At 54.5% G+C, this 20778-nt stretch carries 20 protein-coding genes; 6 read left to right on the forward strand and 14 right to left on the reverse strand.

Going from position 1 to position 20778, the window contains the following annotated elements:
- Positions 1 to 104: 104 nt before the first annotated feature.
- The 4 genes from IEY11_RS05180 to IEY11_RS05195 form a co-directional block, all read right to left on the reverse strand.
- The gene (locus IEY11_RS05180) at positions 105 to 2879 is read right to left on the reverse strand and encodes an MBL fold metallo-hydrolase (RefSeq protein WP_118729061.1); all 2775 of its coding nucleotides are present in this window, start codon (positions 2877 to 2879) and stop codon (positions 105 to 107) included.
- A 72-nt stretch (positions 2880 to 2951) separates the two neighbouring features.
- Positions 2952 to 3770 carry an S-layer homology domain-containing protein gene (locus IEY11_RS05185; RefSeq protein WP_118729062.1) on the reverse strand — a complete coding sequence of 273 codons (819 nt, stop codon included), beginning with the start codon at positions 3768 to 3770 and terminating at the stop codon, positions 2952 to 2954.
- 11 nt (positions 3771 to 3781) lie between these two features.
- Positions 3782 to 3991, reverse strand: a complete 210-nt coding sequence (locus IEY11_RS05190) for an S-layer homology domain-containing protein (protein ID WP_158578270.1) — start codon at positions 3989 to 3991, stop codon at positions 3782 to 3784.
- Between the two features lie 194 nt (positions 3992 to 4185).
- Complete coding sequence (locus IEY11_RS05195) at positions 4186 to 5238, reverse strand: hypothetical protein (protein WP_118729064.1); 1053 nt, start codon at positions 5236 to 5238, stop codon at positions 4186 to 4188.
- Positions 5239 to 5488: 250 nt separating this feature from the next.
- On the opposite strand from IEY11_RS05195, the gene IEY11_RS05200 reads away from it, so the two are divergent.
- From IEY11_RS05200 to IEY11_RS05225, 6 genes are all read left to right on the forward strand, one after another.
- Entirely contained in the window at positions 5489 to 5683 is a 195-nt protein-coding gene (locus IEY11_RS05200) for a hypothetical protein (RefSeq protein ID WP_118729065.1), read from the forward strand.
- Between the two features lie 340 nt (positions 5684 to 6023).
- The gene (locus tag IEY11_RS05205) at positions 6024 to 8105 is read left to right on the forward strand and encodes a hypothetical protein (protein ID WP_188885996.1); all 2082 of its coding nucleotides are present in this window, start codon (positions 6024 to 6026) and stop codon (positions 8103 to 8105) included.
- A 317-nt stretch (positions 8106 to 8422) separates the two neighbouring features.
- On the forward strand, positions 8423 to 10012 hold the full coding sequence (locus IEY11_RS05210) for a hypothetical protein (protein ID WP_188885997.1): 1590 nt from the start codon (positions 8423 to 8425) through the stop codon (positions 10010 to 10012).
- Positions 10013 to 10022: 10 nt separating this feature from the next.
- Positions 10023 to 11219 carry a RecQ family ATP-dependent DNA helicase gene (locus IEY11_RS05215; protein WP_188885998.1) on the forward strand — a complete coding sequence of 399 codons (1197 nt, stop codon included), beginning with the start codon at positions 10023 to 10025 and terminating at the stop codon, positions 11217 to 11219.
- A 99-nt stretch (positions 11220 to 11318) separates the two neighbouring features.
- Complete coding sequence (locus IEY11_RS05220; protein WP_158578271.1) at positions 11319 to 11468, forward strand: hypothetical protein; 150 nt, start codon at positions 11319 to 11321, stop codon at positions 11466 to 11468.
- Between the two features lie 12 nt (positions 11469 to 11480).
- Positions 11481 to 13178, forward strand: a complete 1698-nt coding sequence (locus IEY11_RS05225; RefSeq protein ID WP_188885999.1) for a recombinase family protein — start codon at positions 11481 to 11483, stop codon at positions 13176 to 13178.
- Positions 13179 to 13230: 52 nt separating this feature from the next.
- Here IEY11_RS05225 and ptsP read toward each other — a convergent pair whose 3' ends face one another.
- From ptsP to IEY11_RS05275, 10 genes are all read right to left on the reverse strand, one after another.
- Positions 13231 to 14880: a phosphoenolpyruvate--protein phosphotransferase gene (ptsP, locus tag IEY11_RS05230; protein ID WP_188886000.1), complete on the reverse strand. Its 1650-nt coding sequence runs from the start codon at positions 14878 to 14880 to the stop codon at positions 13231 to 13233.
- Between the two features lie 12 nt (positions 14881 to 14892).
- Positions 14893 to 15150: an HPr family phosphocarrier protein gene (locus IEY11_RS05235; protein WP_117489539.1), complete on the reverse strand. Its 258-nt coding sequence runs from the start codon at positions 15148 to 15150 to the stop codon at positions 14893 to 14895.
- A complete protein-coding gene (locus IEY11_RS05240) occupies positions 15137 to 15784 on the reverse strand; it encodes a PHP domain-containing protein (RefSeq protein WP_188886001.1) in 648 nt (215 codons plus the stop codon). The genes IEY11_RS05235 and IEY11_RS05240 overlap by 14 nt, the downstream gene beginning before the upstream one ends.
- A gap of 20 nt (positions 15785 to 15804) precedes the next feature.
- On the reverse strand, positions 15805 to 15972 hold the full coding sequence (locus tag IEY11_RS05245; protein ID WP_118729074.1) for a MerR family transcriptional regulator: 168 nt from the start codon (positions 15970 to 15972) through the stop codon (positions 15805 to 15807).
- Positions 15973 to 15991: 19 nt separating this feature from the next.
- Positions 15992 to 17611, reverse strand: a complete 1620-nt coding sequence (locus IEY11_RS05250) for a Cof-type HAD-IIB family hydrolase (protein WP_188886002.1) — start codon at positions 17609 to 17611, stop codon at positions 15992 to 15994.
- Between the two features lie 13 nt (positions 17612 to 17624).
- Positions 17625 to 17897: a hypothetical protein gene (locus IEY11_RS05255; RefSeq protein WP_117751252.1), complete on the reverse strand. Its 273-nt coding sequence runs from the start codon at positions 17895 to 17897 to the stop codon at positions 17625 to 17627.
- 92 nt (positions 17898 to 17989) lie between these two features.
- Positions 17990 to 18811 (reverse strand): PTS system mannose/fructose/sorbose family transporter subunit IID, encoded by an 822-nt coding sequence (locus IEY11_RS05260; protein ID WP_117489529.1) that lies wholly within the window; start codon positions 18809 to 18811, stop codon positions 17990 to 17992.
- 2 nt (positions 18812 to 18813) lie between these two features.
- On the reverse strand, positions 18814 to 19668 hold the full coding sequence (locus IEY11_RS05265) for a PTS mannose/fructose/sorbose/N-acetylgalactosamine transporter subunit IIC (protein ID WP_117489527.1): 855 nt from the start codon (positions 19666 to 19668) through the stop codon (positions 18814 to 18816).
- A gap of 40 nt (positions 19669 to 19708) precedes the next feature.
- Entirely contained in the window at positions 19709 to 20203 is a 495-nt protein-coding gene (locus IEY11_RS05270; protein WP_117489526.1) for a PTS system mannose/fructose/N-acetylgalactosamine-transporter subunit IIB, read from the reverse strand.
- A 38-nt stretch (positions 20204 to 20241) separates the two neighbouring features.
- On the reverse strand, positions 20242 to 20667 hold the full coding sequence (locus tag IEY11_RS05275; RefSeq protein WP_188886003.1) for a PTS sugar transporter subunit IIA: 426 nt from the start codon (positions 20665 to 20667) through the stop codon (positions 20242 to 20244).
- Positions 20668 to 20778: the final 111 nt, after the last annotated feature.

The following is a 20778-nucleotide window of genomic DNA, read 5'->3' on the forward strand; positions in this document are numbered from 1 at the left end:
TCCGACTCCCCGTGCACTGCTGCCGTTAGACAGCGCCGCTGTGTCCCTCCGCAGTGGTGCAAAAGGCTCCTGTGTCTTGTGACACAGGAGCCTTTTGTTATTGCTCACACCAGCTGATCAAACCGCTCAAAGAACCGGAACAGCGTATCGCCGCTCATGGCCAGCGCACGGACACATATGCCCTGCACCGCGCGGCTTGCACCGGACATGCCGCCCGAATAGTCCGAACGGTATTTCTTGTCCAGTTCGTCTACTGCGGTGTAATCCTCGCCTGCCAGAACGTTCGCCTTGCTGCCGTTCATGCAGATGAAGTGTCCGGTGCCGCCGTTTGCATAACGGTCGCCCGCGAAAGAAGCGCCGTCCGAGCCGCCGGTATTGCGTACCGAAACGCGCATCGCGGTTGCCGGACCGTAGTCCACGATGTTCTGTGCGGCGGTGATCAGCGTATCCAGATGACCGAGCAGATCGTGAATCTCGTAGTCATCATGGCCGCTCCAGACGACCAGCTTGTCGAGGTCGATCTCGCCCGCTTCCGCCAGTGCAGTTACCTTATCGCGGAAGATGCGCAGGCTTGAAAGCAGTACGCGAACGTCATTATTTATCAGAGTCAGCGAATCTGCAACGCTGCGGCGGTTACAGCCCAGCTGATCGGACGAATAAAGAATGTTGTGTGCCTTGTCGAGCAGCATCATGCAGCCCGGCGTATGTCCCGGAATGTCGTAGTTATCCAGCACAACGCCGCCGAGGTCAAACTGATAGCCTTCGCTGATGCAGGTAAAGTCGCCTGCCGTTACGGTCTTGTCGTTCACATACTGCAGCGCCATCGGGATATCCTTTTCGTTGATGTAGACCTTGCGGCCTGCCTGAACGAAATCGCCCAGCTGCGTGATATGATCCGGATGACCATGCGAAATGTAAACATCAATATTATCCGTACCTGCCAACTGCTTACAGTATTCATACAGGTTGTTTGCGCCTGCCGGTGCCATGCCTGCGTCGATCAGCAGTGCGCCCTTAGAGCCTTTGATCAGATACATTTTATCGCTGTCGTAATCAATGACGCTCCAAACCTTCATGCTGTCCATATCGTACATCAGACGGCTCTTGTGCTCCATCTTGGACATGCGGTCGATCGTGTAAGTAAAGGTTACGACTTCACTGTCCTCCATGCCTGCCTTGGAGGCATAGGCTTTTAGTTCCACCTTGGTCTGCTTTGCACTGCCGTCCCAGTTGTCCGTATCTGCGCCGATGGTGATGAGTTCCTTCACTTCTGCACCGCCGACGTCGGAAGCCGCCTTGAACTTGGTCTGGTCGAACACCTTTGCCGTAGTCGAAGTCTTGGGGTCAGAACCATCCACCGTATACTTGATCTCAGCACCCTCGGTATCCGAGAACAGCGCTATGTACTGCGTTACCGTGAAGGTACCCGGCGTATCCGGATAGTACGGGTCGGTATAGCTGTCATAATCCGTATAGGTGTACGGTGCTGCAACCTGATTGCTGTTCTTCTTGCTGACGTTCAGCGTATAGGTCTTGCTGTCCGAACCGTTCTTTGCCGTTACCTTGATCACGAAGCGCGTAGTACCGCCGGTGAGCGCGCCCTGATACGCCTTGCCCGATTCTACCGTCTTGCCATTCACCGTAATTTTCGCGCCGGAGGACGCCGCGGTCGGAACAATCTCGATCGAGGTCGCGTCAGCATCCGCCTCAGCGGTAAAGCTGGTCGTGGTCTTGCGGGTCGGCTTGGTGCCGTCCGTCGGGTACTGCCAGTTTACATTGATGCCGAAATTCGGGTCGTTCCACAGCAGATTGCCCTTCTCGCCCTGCTTGTGTACGGACAGATTGGACAGATCTGCAATCTTATCTTCGTTGCCGTTGCGGTAGCCGTCGGACAGATAATTCTGCAGGTTGACGTTGATGCCGACCCAGTTGATATCCTTCAGACGGTCACCGACTACAACAGTCTTGGTGTTTTCGAGGTATCCATTAAAGCTGTCAAGCGTGCGCAGCGTCGGCGTCATAGCATCCTCGCCCTCGTCAACGACCTTCTGCACCGCTGTCTGCAGGTTATCCAGATAGCTTGCTGTGCCGTCCAGCACTACGTCGTTATGGCCGGTGAGAATGCGTTTTACTGTGCCGAGGCTGTCTACGCGCTCCAGCGCGATCTGCAGAGAGGACAGATACACGTCCATCGAGTCCGCGAAGAACGTCGAAGACAGGTTTGCGAACTGCATCCAGAACGAATCCGTGATGTGTGCACGGTTGTTGCCGACCTGATCGGTCGTGAACAGATTGCCGGTCGCGGTATCAAACAGCATAATGCCTGCTACCTGATGGCCCGGCAGCTCGATTACGTTGAACTTGGTGCCGCCCATGTCGTAAACGTCGCCGTTTTTCAGCGTTTTCAGCTGTGCAGCGTAGGCCGCGTCTGCTGCGTCCTTATCCGCGAACATGCCGGAGGCTACGCCGAACTGCTCCACGTACTCGCGCAGCACGTCGATACCGCGCTCGTTGACATAAACCTTAGCGCCCAGATTCTTGTTTTCTTCGCACAGGAACTGGTGCGTCATCTGCACATGATCGGGGTGCGGGTGGCCGATGATAAGGTCGATCGGCTTGCCTTCGCCGACGATCTCTCGTGCGGTCTCGTACAGATTGGCCGCGTCGTCTGCGTCAAAGTAGCCGGCATCCAGAACCATTGCGCGCTTGGCACCCTGCACCAGATACATCTTGTCGCTATCGTAATCTTGAATGAGCGTTACATCCGGAACATCATTGCCGTTCCAGTCCTTGGGTGCGCCTACCTTCAGCTCGTGGTGCGGAATGCTGGTAACATCGTAGTTCCAGTTTGCAACACTGCTGGTTCTGCCGTTCTTCACCGCGATCGCCTTGACGTTATAGGTCTTGGTGACCGGACCATCCGCACTTGCGGTCGGCTGGGTGATCTCGATCTAACGATACTGGTAGGTTTCAAACTTTTTGCTTGCCGTGGTCGGAACGGCTGCCTTGTCCGCGCCTTCCGCGATCTCGTAGTAAATGTCTGCACCGTCCTGTGCGGTCAGCGTGACAAAATAGGTCATGTCATAGTTGAATACGCCCAGACTCTTGGAGGTCTCCTGCCCCTTGGTGCGCGGGTACGCGCTCGGTGCTGCCGGTGCAGACGAGCCACCGCCCGAGGAACCGCCGGTCGAGCCGCCCGTGCTCGTGCTGCCGCTGGTTACCAGCGTGGAGTTGTGAATCTTAACAACCTTGCCGGTAATCTCGCAGTCGGTCGCCTTCACTTCGCCGGCCTTGCCGCCGAGAACAACCGTACCGCTCAGCTTAGTCTTGTTCAGTGTAACGCCAGACGTCTTGACGATGACAATATCGGTGCCCTTGGGTGTTACCGTGCCAGATTCGGTGATATAATCCGAAATCATGTTATCTAACAGCTTGACGACCTCTGCGCGGGTGATATTCGCCTTCGGCTCAAAGCGGTTTCCACTGCGGCCTGCGATGTAGCCATTCTCCGCAAACGCTGCCACGTTTGACATTGCCCACGAGGAAATGCGGCTGTTATCCGCAAAATTCGTCGAGCTGCCGCCCACTGTTACCGACAGTGCACGTGCCAGCATGCTGACCGCCTCTTCACGGGTGATCTTGTCCTTCGGGCGGACATTTTTGCCGTCACCCTGCATAATGCCCGCCTGCGCTACACGCAGGATCGGGTCGGTGTAGTACGCCGTACCCAGATCAGCGAAGTTGTTCTCCGCCTTAGTCTGGTAGTCCATTACGCGGTCTATTATAACCGCATATCTGCTCTTGTTATCGGGCTGTTCGGCTCAAAATCGCCGTCGTGGCCCTGAATGACACCGCGGTCGCTCCAGCGGTTGATCTCGTCTTTCGCCCAGTGTCCGCGGGTGTCCGCAAATGATACGGCAAAAGCTGACGGCAGCATCGTCAGCAGCATTGCCACAGTGATAAACCATGCACATATCCGTTTGCGTTTCATTTTCATTCTCCCTTCTTTACTCGTGTCGGCTGAATTTCATCGTTTTCCCTACTGGCATTATTGTACCGTGTTCGTACCAAAGCGAAAATGAAGAAAAGCCAGAATTGTTGCACGATACGCAGGAGTTTCGCCTGCCTGCGTTCTGTGTTGTACGATTCCTATGGGATTCGTTGTCCGATTGTTAGATCCCCCGGTTATTCGGCAAAGCCGAACACGCTCTGCAGACTCGGCAGCGCCTTCCGTTTCCATGCACGACCGATCGTCACCGGGTTGATCCCGCTCGTGCGCTGATAGACCATCAGTGCGGCATACTGCGAGCCGGAAAGTTCCGCGCAAAGCGCACGGCGTGCCTTGCAGGCGCTGCTCATGCGTGAGGTCTGCGCAATCCATGTGCCCAGCCGCTCCCTCTGCACGGATTTTCCCGCTTGGGCAAGCTGCTCCTGCACCGCCGCAAGCGAGTAATATGTTCCCGCCGGAAAGCAGTCCTGCATAGCTTTGCACAGGATACACGATGATTCCTGCAGGAACCGGTACAGCAATTCCGGTGAATACGACAGATCGGTTATGCCGAAGTGCTTTTGCAGCATGGCGGCGCCGTATTTCGCCTCCAGCCGGAGTATACCCTGTGCCTGCTGATAGTCGGTCAGCTGTGCGCTGTAATCGTCCCGCAGCTGATCCGCTTTGGAGTACAGCGAGATGGCATACTCCTCTATGCTGTACGTTAAATCGTAGGAATACGCGTATCGAATGAGTCTATTCCGCTTTTTGTTGTCAAACCGCGGATAGGTCTGTTTAAAGCCGTTCGGCACACCGCCCTTGTGCGCCAACGCAATATACGCAAGCGGGTCCGGTGTTTTTGCGTTCACGCTGAAGTCTACCCGTGCAAATGTGAAGGTCTCCGGTGTGCCGAGCTGTGCATCACGCAGGATATCGCGCAGATTGCAGTCCAGTGTTCTCATATAATCTCGGCACGGGCTGAATAATGCTACTCTCTGTATCTCCATATAGAGCAGCGAATTGAGATTGATTGTTAATTTGATAAAACCGCAGTTTCGCGCGGCCCGCAGGCTTATCATCACGCCCTGCGGTGCGTACATGTAAAAATAGTATTCATTTTCTGATTTTCGATAGCTGCCTGTTCCATATCTGTCAGACAAGCCATACAGCAGACTGCGATAGCTGCTTACTTCCTCAAGCGGAATCTTCCGCTGTAACGTGATTGTATGTATAGAATGATAAATGTCCATCTCATATACCTTCTTCTTTTATAATTTTATCAGACTGTTGTGCACAGATAAAAAGTTATATCGTCCGAACAATACAGTAATAAACAGTAATCATTCAAGAACGATATTTGTTATACAAGATAGAAATATATAGCAATTACTATCCTGTCAGTTTATACTATAACTGAGAATTGAAAATATCCTATGGATAGATCATTTATATCCTATAGGATTGGAATAAATGTACTTTATATATAGAGGTGATACTCTTATGATTACATTTAAAGAAACTCCTCAATTTCTATCCCCTTCCGAATCGTTTAAACTCCGAAAAAATATTCAAGAGGTCGAAGATGATCTGCGGTTTTTCTTTGCTTGGAAACCATCTAAATCTAACGCTAAGACTCTGCCAAATTGGCTTGATAAAAAACTAAAAAAATTTCCGTATCTGCAGAAACATACATAAAATTTCCTATCTTTTCTGCACACACAAACCTCAACTTTTAACGGAACACAACAATCCTTATACGACATTTTGATCAGCTGTGTCATCACAGACTGGATCATGGCTGCGCTTCAAAAATATGAAAAGCAGTACCGTATAAAAGAATTTCGCACTGTCCTGCACCCGCAAACTACTGAAAAGGATCCCCCCGAATAACCATATTCTGGAATCCAAAGCCTATTTTGATTGGCTGTTCCCCAACCTATCCGACAGCATCAAAATGTCAAATCTCCGGCGCAAACCGCTGCACAGCTATTATAACGACACAGACGACAATTCGTTCCTGCCGCGAACGCTGGACATGGAATTTCTCCAAGCAATAACCGTTCTGTATAACAACTATCTGCGTAAAGGCGATCTGCGCTATATGTTATCACCTGCCTGTTTCCTGCCTCTGATGAAACAGCACCCCTATTTCGTCTATTCACTTGAAAAATATTTTGGTTATTACCAGGCACATTGCAAGCGAAATGATTTCTCTCTTTCTACATGTGACGAACTTATTCGTTCTCTGTATGATGATTATGATCATTCTCCACATATTTACAATTACTTGCAAGCCTTCTATAGGTCTGTCTGCGTTTCATATACGGATCTTCTATCTTACTATGAGGATTTCTCCATTGTATGTAAAAAAAATCAGCTACGCTATGATGACTTTGATTTATACGATAATCTTCAGACTGCTCATCAAGACTTCTCTACTTCTTATGAAAATCTTCTGGCCTATTATAACGATTTTCCGGTCGTATGCGAGGATTTGCTAACCTCTTATGACGATATCACAGATTTATATGAAGCCCTTCAAACAGAAACTTCATACGATCTCAAAGATGCAACCCGTGATTACTATTATTCGCTTTTCCAACTTGTTCAGCTGCTGCGAGAATGGCTCCGACTATTTTCCAATCGGTATTACAGTTTCGCATTTCAAGATGAAGGCAACAGCAATTCACTTCTCCGCTTTCAAAACGCCGATGATGCTGTCGCAATCGATCCATTGATATACAACTGCTTTACTACAAAAGAACGACTTAAGCATTACCGCTTTGCCGTTAATCTTCTCAAAAAGCGTGGTCATTCACTCTCTCCCGACTTGGACAAGCAACTCTATTATTCTTTTTTCTGTACAAGCTATGATGAGGATCGATACAAGATTCTTTGCAGCTTAAAAAAGCAACTACATAAAAACGATATTCCTACCAATATCAGCAAACTATTTTACCTTTGCTTTTCCACTCTTGAATTCGTAGAAAATCCTCAATTCTCCGCATTACGCCAATTCCGTGAACTGGTTTGTTCCCCAGAGATCACGCGACGATTGGCCTATACTTTAAATGAAGCCAGCTTAAAAAAAGTATCCTCGGATTCCAATAAAGATACCGATACCAATCTGCATGTTTATTTGCAAAAACTGCAGACCGCATTGGAATCTGCAAAACGCAGCCATCAGTATGATGATATCTTCTGTACGCTAAGTGCATTGTTCTCGGATTCGAAATCATTTAAAATACCGCCAATTCCATCAAAACTGATGGATAACAAAACATTGAACAAAGAAATCAGCAAATACCGCAAACAGGCACAGGCAGCCAGAAAAGAGCTTCCCTCCTCTGTTGCCTCTTTTGTTGCAGCACTAAATGATTTTATCGCTGACGCACTCGAGCTGTCTCTGGAGCACAAGAAACAACGTCACTCGTATGGATATACCCACCCCTTCTGGTTTCAATGTGAGCCACATGCCCTCGATATGCTTGAAGGGGATCCTCCATCTGTTCCGATACTGTTTGAACCGAATGACTATGTGACCGGACCCTGTACCAAGATGTTTTTTACCCGTCTTCATCGTATCATTTGGCCAAAGGCATCTTCTGATCCAAACACATCTTACTCCACCGCGGACTATTTCATCGGTGCTTTTGTAACAGCGCATCTTCTGGAACAGCAGATGGTCTCTGCTCCATCACCTGCACTTGATGAAGTTTACTTTCCGGGGGATTCTTTTCTGGACGAAGATGAAGAATCTGAAGTTACAAATCTCTGGCTGTGGGCACAGAACTTTTTGAAAACCGCGCAATCTTATCCCCAGTATGTGGATAACTATGAAGGACATGCAGCACAAGTACCTCACAAACTGCCGCTGAAGATGTCCGGTACCGATTTTCCATTACTGACCCATACAATCCAATGGTTCTATCCAGAAGATACTCTAACTAACCTGATGTACGATATATTGCTTTCCACAGAAGACAAACTGCTTGATTCATGTTGGTTCTTGTTGCCGTCTGATCAGCTTATCTCACGCACTGAAGACTATCTTTCAAAAGGTGCTGATTACTGGAACTCCATTCGCCAGAATCAAGATCCTTTTGCGAATGATTAAACATTCCCATTTCCTATTTTTCACTGCGACCGTCTGCCTCGTGCAGACGGTCGTTTTTTTCATAACATAAATTTCCCCTGCTGTGAGCACACATCTTCTTTTCTCCCTGCTCATATCATTACACATTACATTTCCCGAACAATATTTCTATTTAAAATCGTATTATATCTATTTTTACTTTTTTTCAAAACTAGCTGTTACATTTCCCCTGCTGTGAGCACGTTAACTCGATTGGAGTTCTTTCATTATGTATAATAAAATCACAAACAGCGAAAAACGTTTTTCAAATCATCAACCCCACAAAAAGGAGCAAAATTATGAACAAAAAACAGATTATCCGCACTCTTGCCGCGCATGCGGCTGACGCTGTCGTCCTGCTTGAAAAAATCTGGCCCGACGACGACGCATTTCCTGCAAAGCTCTGCGATCGTGTCGACGCGAGCGATTACTTCATCACGAACCGCGGTGCTGTGATCGCCAGCGACCTGCGCGTACCGTTTCTCGCTGAGCAGGTCGGTGCGGTCGGCATTTCGTCCGCCGATGTGCATACCCGTTGGAAAATCGTAGTAATTTACCAGACGGACTTTCGCCTCACCTATGCCGTCCGCACGACCGCTTGGGACAAACACCCGCGCTTTCCCGGCCTTGACCTCAGCGACCGCGAGGTTGACCTGGTGTACGAAATGTGCGACACCTTATCCCGCAATCGTGCGTACATTGAGAAAGATTTTTCGACGGAAAAGACGCTTTTTGCCGATATTCTCAGCAACACGCACGCTGCCAAGTCGCTCGGTACTTTCGACGAATCCCGATTCATCGAGCTGCTGCAGAATGACCCGCTTGCCCTGCCGGTTCTCGAGGCTGTACTGCTCGCAGGTGTGTGGAGCGAATCGACACTGGAAAGCGTCCCGAATTTCCTCATGGTTTTCACGCTGCCGAACGCGCAGGCACTTTCGGTTCGCGAAAACCTCGAGGAACACTTCCATACGGTTGACCTGCTCCGCTCTCCATCTGCGCCGTTCGAGCGCCCACTTACGCTGCGCCTCGAAAACAGCCAGCCGCCGGTGTACAGCCCCGCCGCAAGCGGGCGGCTCGTGCTACTCGAGCCGATCGGAGACGCACCGCGCAAGCTGCTGATCGACACGATCGAACAGCATTCACGGATTCAACTGCTCACCAGCAACGCCGAGGCACGCCCGTTTGCCGCGTTCCCCATCGTCATCTCCACGCGCACCTTCCCGGCAGCGTATGCATACACCGTCACTGTGCCCAAACAGGTACACGCTCTGCGCGAGTCAGACGCAGACTGTCTTCGCCTTGCAGCCGCCAAGCTGCTGTGCTGCATTTCTGGAGCAGCAGGCACGCTCACCGAGGCCATTGATGATCTTGCCGGCAATCCACATGCCTACCGGCTGAATCTTCCGGAGCGCTGGATTACCATTGCACGGCAGTTTATCCGCCACGCTCTGCTGACCAATGAAAACAGCCGTGCTGCATTCGACCGCATCTCCGGCGAAGCTGAGCGCGTCGCAAAAGAGGCACAGCTTTCCCGCGCGGAAACGATTGATAAAGGCGTCACCTTCCTGCTTGAGCCGGAGTGTTACAAGGACGCGATCCATCCGCGGCCGCAGTCACTCGAGGAACTTGCTGAGACAACGGCGTTCGAATACACGTATCAGAACGAGCCGCTGCTGGTCTACCATCCCGACCGCTTCGCTGGTCTGCTGCAGCGTGCCGGCGTCGGCCCCGAGCTTGTCGAAGATGTTGTACAGGCATTGAAGGACCGTTCACTCTGCACGTCTGAAAAGGTCAAGATTAACACTGAGGGGGCTGGCAGACGCTATCTTGCAATCCCAACGAAAAAGTTCACGAATTCCCGCATTCCAGCCGTTCCGGCGGGTAACTAGGAGGACAATAATGTATAACAATGATATATATCCTGCACTGCAGACGTTCGGTATCGAACGTCTGCGCAAGGAACAGGAACGCGCACTGTCACCGATTCTTGCCGGACGTGATGTCCTCGTTCGGCTGCGAACCGGCGGCGGAAAGTCATTACTGTACCAGCTGCCTACACTGCTCGATGAGCCGGGTTCGCTCACGCTTGTTTTCTCGCCCTTGCGCGCGCTGCAGCGCGATCAAGTACAGGCACTCGAGCGCAGAGGCGTGCACGCCGCCCTGCTGAACTCCGACCTCAGCACGTCCATGCACGCTGATATTCTGCGAGACTTTGCCGTAAACGGCGGCCTTCTCTACCTTGCGCCGGAGCAGCTCCGCCGTGAGGACGTGCGCACCGCACTTGCCGCCGCGCATGTGCGCCGCGTGGTCGTTGACGAGGCGCATATCCTGCCGCAGGTCGAGCACGGCTTTCGCAAGGACTACCGCCGTATCGGGCCGTTCATCGAATCGCTGCCCGAACACCCGCAGGTGCTGGCGTTCACCGCGACCGCTACGCGCTCCGACCTCAGCTACATCGCCGAGCGGCTGTGCATGCGCGACCCGAAACGCTTGCTGTTTCCGATCGCAAGGAAGAATATTAAACTTTATATCAAGAAAATTACCGTCCAAGGCAAGACCAGAAAGACCCGCAAGCTGCAGAACGCACGGCTCAGACTGCTGGACGATGTACTGCGCAAGTACCGCAAGCACGGAGCGACTATCATCTACTGTCCATGCGTCAAGGATGTCAAGCGCACGACCAAATGGCTGCGCTCCCGTGACTATCCGGTGAAGGCTTATCACGGCAAAATGAAACGACGCAAGCGTGCCCGCGTGCAGGACTACTTTCTGACGGAAAAGAAACCGATCATCGTGGCTACGAACGCCTTCGGTCTGGGCATTGATCGTCCCGACGTGCGGCTGGTCGTGCACGCCGGACTGCCCATCGGCATCGATGCGTACACGCAGGAAATCGGCCGCGCCGGACGTGACGGAAAGAAGGCCCGCGCCGTACTGCTCTATTCGCCGTCGGACGAATACGTGGTGAAAAACCTGATCCGCAGCAACAAGGACCCCGAAACCGTTTCCCGCGGCAAAAAGCGTCTGAAGGCGCTAAAAAAGGTTCTGCGCGAGCCGAACAAGGTGTGGAAGGGTATCACGAAGTACTTTCGATAAGCGTATCAACCACGCCTGTCATTGATATAATATTTATATGTATGAATGATTAAACCGCCCGCATCACGGCAATCCTAACTACCAGAAGGAGGAATTTTCATGACCAACAATTTCCTGTGTGCGCAGATCTACCAGATTCTCGCACTCAACGACGAAATGCTGAAGAGCGGCTGCATCACCCGCGACGAGCACGATTTTGTCCGCCATGTGCAGACGGACAAGCTGACCCGGCTGCACAGCACGCCGTAAGGAGGCCGCCCAATGGACGTCCGCAGACTGGACGAAATGCAGGCACAGGGCCGCAGTATTTTCGATACCGAGCTTGCTGTGGCGTACTACGCCCGCGTTTCGACCGACAAAGACGAGCAGATCAACAGTCTCGGCAACCAGAAACGCTATTTTGAGGACTATATCGCCGCAAATCCGCACTGGACATTCGCCGGAGGCTATGTGGATGAGGGCATCAGCGGCACGTCTGTCGAGGGACGTGAGCAGTTTCTCAAGATGATCGAGGACGCGAAACGCGGCCGCTTTGACCTCATCGTCACCAAGGAAATCAGCCGTTTCGCCAGAAATACACTCGACAGCCTGCGCTACACGCGTGAGCTGCTGCGCTGCGGCGTAGGCGTGTACTTTCAGAACGACAACATCAACACCTTTGACAAGGATGCCGAACTGCGGCTCACCATCATGTCCTCCATCGCGCAGGACGAGGTGCGCAAGCTGTCCGAGCGCACGCGCTTCGGCTTTAAGCGGGCGCAGGAGAACAGCGTGCTGCTCGGACAGAACAATCTGTTCGGGTACAACAAGGTTGACGGGCGATTGGAGATTGTCGAGCCGGAAGCCGCCGTCGTCCGTGAGGTGTTCGAGCGCTATGCCGCCGGGGACCTCGGTCTTCGCGCCATTGCCAACAACCTGGACAGCCGCGGTATACGCGGACGGCAGGGCAAGCCGCTTACCTACTCCACGCTGTACGGCATGATACGCAACCCGAAATACAAGGGCTGCTATGCCGGTCGGCGGTACGCCTCACGCGACTACCGCGACAAGCGCAGCTACCGCCTGAGTGCAGACAAATGGCTCGTGCATGAGGACGACCGTGTGCCTGCCATCGTGCCCGAAGCACTGTGGGAGCAGGCTAACCGTCTGCTTGCCTCACGCGGCAAGACCATGAAGCAGCACGCGCAGGCATCCCAGAATCGCTACGCCTACAGCGGCAAGCTGATCTGTGCCAGGCACGGCACAACTTTCCACAGGCATGTGTATAAAAGCAAAATCCGCGGCGAAATGGAGTGCTGGAACTGCAGGCTGTACCGCGAAAAGGGCAAAACCGGCGGCTGCAATTCCCCGACGGTTTACAGTCACGAGCTGGACCGCATTTTGGAGCGCGTGTTCGAGCAGGTGACGGACGAGCGCTCAGCCGCCGTGCAGGAGTACATCGACAATCTCCGCGCCTTTGCCGCACAGCAGGACAACGCGCCTGCGCTTGCTCAAGTCGAGCAGGAAATCGAAACCGTCACCAACCGCAAGGACAAGCTGCTCGATCTGGTGCTTGCGGGTGCGCTCTCCAACGACGAGTTCAAGCAGCGCAACGAGACCTGCAACGAACAGCTTGCCGCCCTCGAGCAGCAGCGAACAGAACTACAGAACGCAGACAAGACACTGGAGGAACGTATCCGGCGGGTGGAAAACCTACGCCGCACCATCGAGGAACGGTGGCAGATGAGCTGCGGGTTCTCGCGCGAGATGTCCAAGGCGCTCGTTGACCATATCATCGTTGACTCGGACGAGAGCAAAACCCGTATCTCGCTCGATATTTTCCTCACCACCGGTGCAGAGCCGATCGTATCTGAGACGCAAACCTCTAACGCGCAGCTGCAAATGCGCTTTCAGCGAGCACGTTCCGGTTATCAGGGTGAGTACACGGTGACGTATCTCGTGCGCTGGCATTTGGAATAAAAAGCAGTGATACCTTTCCAATTGGGAAGCATATCACTGCTTTTATCCTTTTTTACAATTCCAGCGGAGCCAGTGTTGTCGTATCAATCGAGCGAATCGCCGACCGCAGCGGCAGCACCGCCGACGGCGAAACCGAAAGCTCGTCGATACCCATCGACAGGAAGGTTTCGGTCAGTTCCGCGTCTGCGCCGAGTTCGCCGCAAATGCCGATCCAGATTCCGGCCTTGTGCGCGTTCTCGGCTGCCATGCGGATCATGCGGAGCACCGCCGGATGATGGGCATCAAAAAACCGGTCGAGACCCACACCCTGTCGGTCAACCGCCAGCGTGTACTGCGTCAGATCGTTCGTACCGACCGAGAAAAAGTCTACCTCATGTGCCAGCTCTGCGCTCATCATGACGGCGGCCGGCGTCTCGATCATAATGCCGAGTTCCACCTTGTCCGCCATCGGCACACCTTCCTCCGCGAGTTCCGCACGAATGTTGCGGCAGATGCGCTTGATCTCCTGTACCTCCCAGACCGAGGTGATCATCGGGAACATGATAGCAATTTTGCCGTACGCCGATGCGCGGTACAGCGCCCGCAGCTGTGTGCGGAACACCTCCGGACGGGTCAGGCAGATGCGGATGGCGCGCAGACCCATCGCCGGGTTTTCCTCTTTGTCGAGGTGGAAATAGTCCGCCTGCTTGTCCGCGCCGATGTCCAGCGTTCGAATGATAACGCGCCTGCCGCCCATGCGCTCCGCGACCGTCTTATAAGCCTTGAACTGCTCGTCCTCGGTCGGATAGTCGCTGCCCTGCAGGTACAGAAATTCCGAGCGGAACAGGCCGATGCCGCCGCCGTCATTCTGCAGAACCGCATCAATATCTGCCGGAGAGCCGATATTGCAGTAGACCATCACATTCCGGCCGTCCTTGGTCACATTCGGCTTGCCCTTGAGTTGATCGAGCAGTTCTTTCAGTGCCTTCTCCTTGGCCTGCTTTTTGAGCAGGCGCTCACGCTCGGCGTCATCCGGCTCCACGACCGCCTCGCCGGTCTGACCGTCAATGATGGCGTACTTGCCCTCCATTTCCAGCTGCAGCGCATCTCCTGCACCGATAATGGCCGGAATGCCCATCGTGCGGGCCAGAATCGCCGTGTGTGAGTTCGCCGAGCCACCTGCCGTGATGAATCCCAGAATAAGCGCCTTATCCAGCTGCACGGTCTCGCTCGGCGCAAGATCATCTGCCGCCACGATACACGGCACATCGGACGCGATGCCGCTTTCGCCTTCGCCGGTCAGAATACCGATCACCCGCGCGGAAATATCGCGGATATCCGCCGCACGCGCCTGCATGTAGCTGTCGTCCATCGCAGCAAACATTTCCGCGAACTGTGCACCGGTGTCGCTGACGGCGGCCTCGACGTTTACACGGTCGTTCTCAATCATACCCTCGATGCTCTCCACGAAATCCAGATCGTCCAGCATCATCTGGTGCGCCTCGAACAGCATTGCCGCGTCCTCACCGGCCTCAGCGAGCGCTTTGTCGTACAGCTTTGCGAGCTGCTCCTTCGCCGTCTCCCGCGCTGTGCGGAATCGCTCCAGCTCTGCCACGGTGTCGCTCACCTCATGGCGCGGAATGACGCCGCTTGCTCTGCAGTAAAAGCTGATCGGGCCTGCCGCTACGCCTTTGGATACGCCTTTGCCGAAAATCTGCTCCATCTCGCTCACTCCTTACAGGTTCGCCTTGAAAAATGCCTCGATCTGCGCTGCCGCTTCCGCTTCGTCCTCACCTTCCACTTCCACGCGAACGGTGTTGCCGTGCTTGATGCCCATGCCCATGATGGCGATCAGGCGGCGTGCATCCGCTTTTTTATCGCCGAAATGCAGGAAAACCTTGCTCTTGAACTTCGCGGCCTCCTTCGCCAGCATGCCTGCCGGACGTGCATGAATGCCAATGGAATCCGTAATGGTGTACTCAAATGCTGTCATGATGAAAACTCCTTTTTTCTTCATTCAAATGGTGGATTGCGGCGAGAAATACCGCTGCAACCTGCGGTTCGTGTCCATAAAAGTCCACTGCGCCCGGTCGATACGGCGGCTTGTCCTCGCTGAGAAATCCGCTGCCGCCGGTGACGATCAAACCGTGTCTGCGTGCCAGTGTGTGATACCGCGCGGTATCTGCTTGGCTGTGACTGCCGTATGCTGCAATGCCGTCGAATGCCGCCACCGGAAAGGTGTCGTCCATCTCATTCGGCGGCACGAGCACGGCCAGTCCGCCTGCTTCGTGAATCGTGTGAATCGCCTGCTCGGCTGCAAACGACTGCACCGAATCGTTCCGCGTCCGCTCAATCTCGAGCAGCGCCGGACAGGTGATGTCAATGCCGATGCCGAGCGTAAGGAAATCCTGTTCCCGCCAGCGGCAGTCGAGTTCAATGCCGGGCACAATGCGCACACCGAGCTGTGCGCCGCGCCAGATACATTCCGGCACACCGCTGACTGCCCGCCGGTCGGTCAAAGCCGCCAGCGTCAGCCGTCCCTCACAGCAGCGTTCAGCTAGTGCACGCGGCGAAAGCTCACCGCCTGCAGTCAGGCTGCTGTGGATTTGCAGATCGGTTTGTGCCATGGAAAGACCTCCGACAAGGTTCAGGATACGGGAAGGATTTCGGAAGGACAGGCCGCGTCCTCCGGGATAAACCAGCGCTGATGCACGCGTATCGCGCCGAGAATCGCATGGTTTTCGCAAAGCTGCCGCAGTTCGGCGGCGGAAATGTGCCATAAAACCGCAGCTTCCGGAATGGTCATAAACGGCATGTCTCTTCCTCCTCTTGTGTTATTGGAATAGGTGATAGACCGCCTGTGCTACGCCGTCATGGTCGCAGTCTGCGGTGATGTATTTTGCCAGATCCTTGAGCGCTGCATCCGCGTTGCCCATCGCCACCGGCATCCCGACTGCACGGAGCATTTCCGCATCGTTGTCGCTGTCACCGATGGCGACCATTTCGTCCGGCGTGATGCCGAGCATCTCGCCTAGGCGGGTGAGCGCGCGTCCCTTGTCCGCACCGGCAGGCAGAATCTCAAAGTTGTCCGAGCCTGAGCTTGTGATCGTTAGACCCGGCAGCGGCCGAATCTCCACAAGCGCCTGTTCGAGCACCTCGCGTTCACCTAGTGCGTACACCTTGGTGACGTTCAGATGGTTTTTCCGAATCTCACCGGCGATGTCCTCCACGACGATTTTATTCGCATGAAAGCCCTCTACGCGGTAATTTGCGACAAAATCGCGGTTGGAATATTCGTTGATATAGATTTTGCTGCCGACGTAGATCATCACGCGCACCGGCCGGCTCTGCACCGCCTCAACCACCTTTGCGCCGATTTCGCACGGCATGTCCCAGCTTTGCAGAATGCGCTCATCCGATGCAGTGGCAATCGCCGTGCCGCCCGCCGTGACCATCAAATCCTCGCAGGGCAGCTCACGGGCGAACTCCGCCGCTTCGCCGACAATGCGTCCGGTCGAGAGCACAACGTGTACGCCGCGTTCCTTGACCCACTCGAGCGCCTGTTTGACCTCAGGCGTTACCTCCTTGCGGGAGTTCAGCAGTGTGCCGTCAAGGTCGAGCGCGAGTAAACGGTATTTCATGCCTGCACCTCCTCCGATATGGCGATAAATGGCGCACGCCACGCCGTCCTCGTCGCACGAAGCGGTCACTTCGTCGGCGGCTGCCCGTGCAATCGGAGAAGCGTTGCCCACTGCAATGCCCAGTCCGGCAGCGCGGAGCAGCGGCGCGTCAATGTCGTGATCGCCGAGTGCCATCACCTCATTGGGCGAGATGTGCAGCGAATCGCACAGCACATGCATGGCCGTGTCCTTGCCCGCGCCTGCCGGTACGACTTCAAGATATTCGTCCTTGGAGCTCACGAGCGTCATCGGCAGGTGCTTTGCCTCCAGTACCGGAATCATTTCGTCAATCTGCGATTTCTCGCCTATGCAGAGCAGTTTGTGCGCGCCTGCGTCGCCCCAGTCTGCAAACAGCGTCTCCAACGGCGCGACGGTCGGCTGTACGCCGGTTATCTGCGCCTCGGCGCGGCTCCACTCGTCCTCGGCGGCAATGAGCCAGTCGAGGTCGCGGTAAACGCTCAAGTGGATACCTCTCGCCTGCGTTTCCTGCCGGACAGCCTGCGCACATGCACGGGTCAGGCGGCTGTCCGCCAGCCGGTTTTCGCCCGAGAGAATAAGTCCTCCGCCGCAGCACACCAGCGGTCCATCCACGCCGAGCGCATCCCGAATCGGGAACACCGCCCGCGGCGGTCGTGCGCTCATCAGGCAGATGGTCACGCCGTTCTTCGCCGCAAACTGCACAGCCTCGCGGTTGGCGAGCGGCAGCTTGTGCGCCGAATTCAGAAGCGTGCCGTCAATATCCATGCACAGCAACCGATATTGTTGTTGATTCATTGCATTTCTTCCTTTATGCCTGCTCTGCCGCCGACAAAATGTTGGCGACATTGCGGTTTCCGTTGCGGATGCCCAGTCCGATCACAGCCGCGCAGACCGCGCACACCAGCGCAATAATCACGCCGCATACGCCGCCCGCAAAGCGCAATCCGCTGCCCGCGATGCCCCACCATGCCAGCACCGCCGCGCAGGAGGAGAGCAGCATAGCGATTCGCTTCCAGAGGGAAAGCTGCCGAAGGGCCTGCTGCTGCTGTTTGGCCTCGTGCAGTAATGCGGTCTTGTTCATTGAGAAAACTCCTTTCCTGTACGGCGGCCGCTGAACGATTTCGTTCAGCGGCCAGAGGGGTGAAAGTGTGATATAGTCTGAGTGAAACGATTTTAGTATGCAAGCTGCGGATCAAAGAATCCAACCAGCACGCCGACCAGCGCAATGCCGACCAGCACGAGCATAACGGTCGTCGGTGCCATTTTCTTCTTACTCATCAGCCAGTAACAGAGCATAACGGTAGCCAGCGGCAGCATCTTGGGGAATATGGTATCCAGCACATCCTTTTGGAGAGAAATGTCACCGGGCAGGACAAGCGGCGTTGTGATCGAAATCCAGCTTGCGGCAACCGCGCCGATAACGACCGTGCCGAGCATGATGATGCTCTCGCGGATGGCGTTCGCCTTTTCACCGACGATCATTTCAACCGCCTTGCCGCCGAGCTCATAGCCCTTGAAATACAGCAGGCGCATGCCGAGCGTCAGAATGACATTGTACGCGATGATGTAAAAGATCGCGCCGAGCGGCGAGCCGCCAGAGGATAAGCCGAGCGCAACGCCCAGCAGAATCGGAATCAGCGTGCCAACCAGCAGGCTGTCACCGATACCGGCCACCGGTCCCATCAGACCGGCGCGAATGCCGTTGATCATCTCACCGTCGATGTCCTCGCCGTTGGCCTTGGCTTCTTCCAGACCGGCGGTCATGCCGACGATGACGGTGCCCAGCTGCGGCTCGGTGTTGAAGAATGCGGAATAAGTCTTGAGGGCTTCGGTCTGCTCCTCCTTGGTGTCGTACAGCTCCTCTACCAGCGGCAGCATGGCGCACAGGTAGCCGAACGTCTGCATATGCTCCTGCGAGAAGCAGGTCAGATGGCCGTAAAACCAGTTGCGGAACGATTTGTTCAGCGCTTTCTTGGAAAGTTTCTTTTCTGCCATGATCAAATCTCCTCCTCATCGTCGTCAAACTCTGCTGCAGAGGCTGCAGCTGCGGGAGCGGCTTTCTGCAAAGCAAGGATCTTGATGCGGTAGTTGATGACCGCAAAGAAACCGCCGACGATAGATGCCGCAATCAGGTTGAGGCCCATGCAAGCGGCCAGCGTGAAGCCGAATACGAATACCAGAATATCAACCGGCTTGGTCGCAACCTGCTTGAGCAGGATGGCGATACCGACTGCCGGAAGCAGCGAGCCGACGGTGAACAGTGTTTTCATTGCCACGCCGTCCATTGGCAGGTAGGCCTTCATCAGATCTACCATACTGGTGCCGACCTTGGTGATGATAAACGTCGGAATAAACGAGCACAGGATGTGGGAAATCCACGGGAGACCCATATCGACCACATACAGCTTGCGCAGATCGCCCTTTTCCAGAGCGCGCCAGCCCATATGCTGCCAAACGAGGTTTACGGTAGCTGTTCCGTAGAACAGCACGGTGCCGATGGTGCCGACAGCCGAACCGAGCGTTACCGCCATTGCCTGTCCCTCAGCAGATGCGGGATTGAGACCCATGGAATGCACGGCAACCATGGAAAGCGGAATGCCGATGTAAGAGATCGCGCGAACGTCAGCGGAAACCGTGCCGCCCGGCGTTACCAGTGCGATGTATACGACCTGAATAGCCGCGCCGAGATAAATGCCCGTCTGTACATCGCCCATGATGAGGCCGACGATCAGACCCGCTACCAGCGGACGGCCCAGTGTGTAGTTGCCGAGCACCGTACCGCCCAGACCGGGCATGGATGCCAGACATGCGAGCAATCCGAACAATGCAGCCTGCCAAACTTGAACTTGCATAAGTTCTCCCTCTTTTCTTTTTTATTTTGTGAAATAGAATTTAGTAGCCGAACTGACCGCGGAACTTCTTCCAGTTGCCGATGGCGGCCTCCTTGATGAGCGCGAACTCTACTTCGTAGCCCTTCTGCATAATGGCCTCGAGTGCGTCCGCCTCCGGCTGGGTGATCGCCTGATTGTTGCCCAGCTTAGTCGCGCCCGGGCGGTCGTTGCACGGTCCGATGATAACCGTCTTTACCTCACCGGGATCAAAGCCGTCGTCCACAAGGATGCTCTTCATCGTGATTGGGTCCTTGGTGATGAGGAAGTAGCGATCCTTGCTGGCAAGCACCTTGCCGCACTTGGCGCGCCACTCGTCGAGCGTCCACACGAAGGTTTTCTTGTCGCTTGCGTTCTTGTACGCCGCCTTGAGCACCGGCGTGGTAGCCGCCTTGTCGTTTACGGCAATGAGACCGTCGCAGGGATACTCGAGCGCCCAGCGCGTGCAGGTCTGACCGTGGATCATACGGTCGTCAACACGAATAAAAGAGATTGACATAACTTTTTCCTCCTTAATACTGCTCTCTCATATTTTTATTAAATATCGTCGTCTTCATCGCCGCCGAGGTCAAACCGCTTGATCTGGTCCTTGGCCTCGCCGGTCAGCTCCTGTTCCAGCTCCTCGAGCGGTGTCTCTGCATCCGCGAAGGCCGCCGTCAGCACGAGCGGCAGGTTCATGCCGCCGATGGCAAGCGTTTTGCCCAGCAGACCCTTTTCGGTGAGCACATCGAGTGCAGTTGTCAGCGGCGAGCCGCCAATGATGTCCGCCGTGAGGATGATCTCGTCCTCTGCGGTAATGTCCTTAACCAGCTCTGCGAAGTTGCCACGGAAGGTGTCAACGTCCATGCCGTCGAGCAGGCTGGTCGAGCGGATGTCCTCGCGATCGCTGCCTGCCATCATGCCGAGTGCGTTGTGCAGACCCGGTGCAAAGGTGCCGTGACTGACCAAAATCAGATATCTCATTTTCCGTTCCCTCTTTCCTGTTTGTTGAGCATAGTATACCGGATTTGGGGGAGCGTGAAATCTGTATTTTGTCATGACCCTCGTGTGATAATCGTCCTGTTTTTCTATGAC

The organism is Butyricicoccus faecihominis, from assembly GCF_014648015.1.
GTDB classification, from domain to species: Bacteria; Bacillota; Clostridia; order Oscillospirales; family Butyricicoccaceae; genus Agathobaculum; species Agathobaculum butyriciproducens.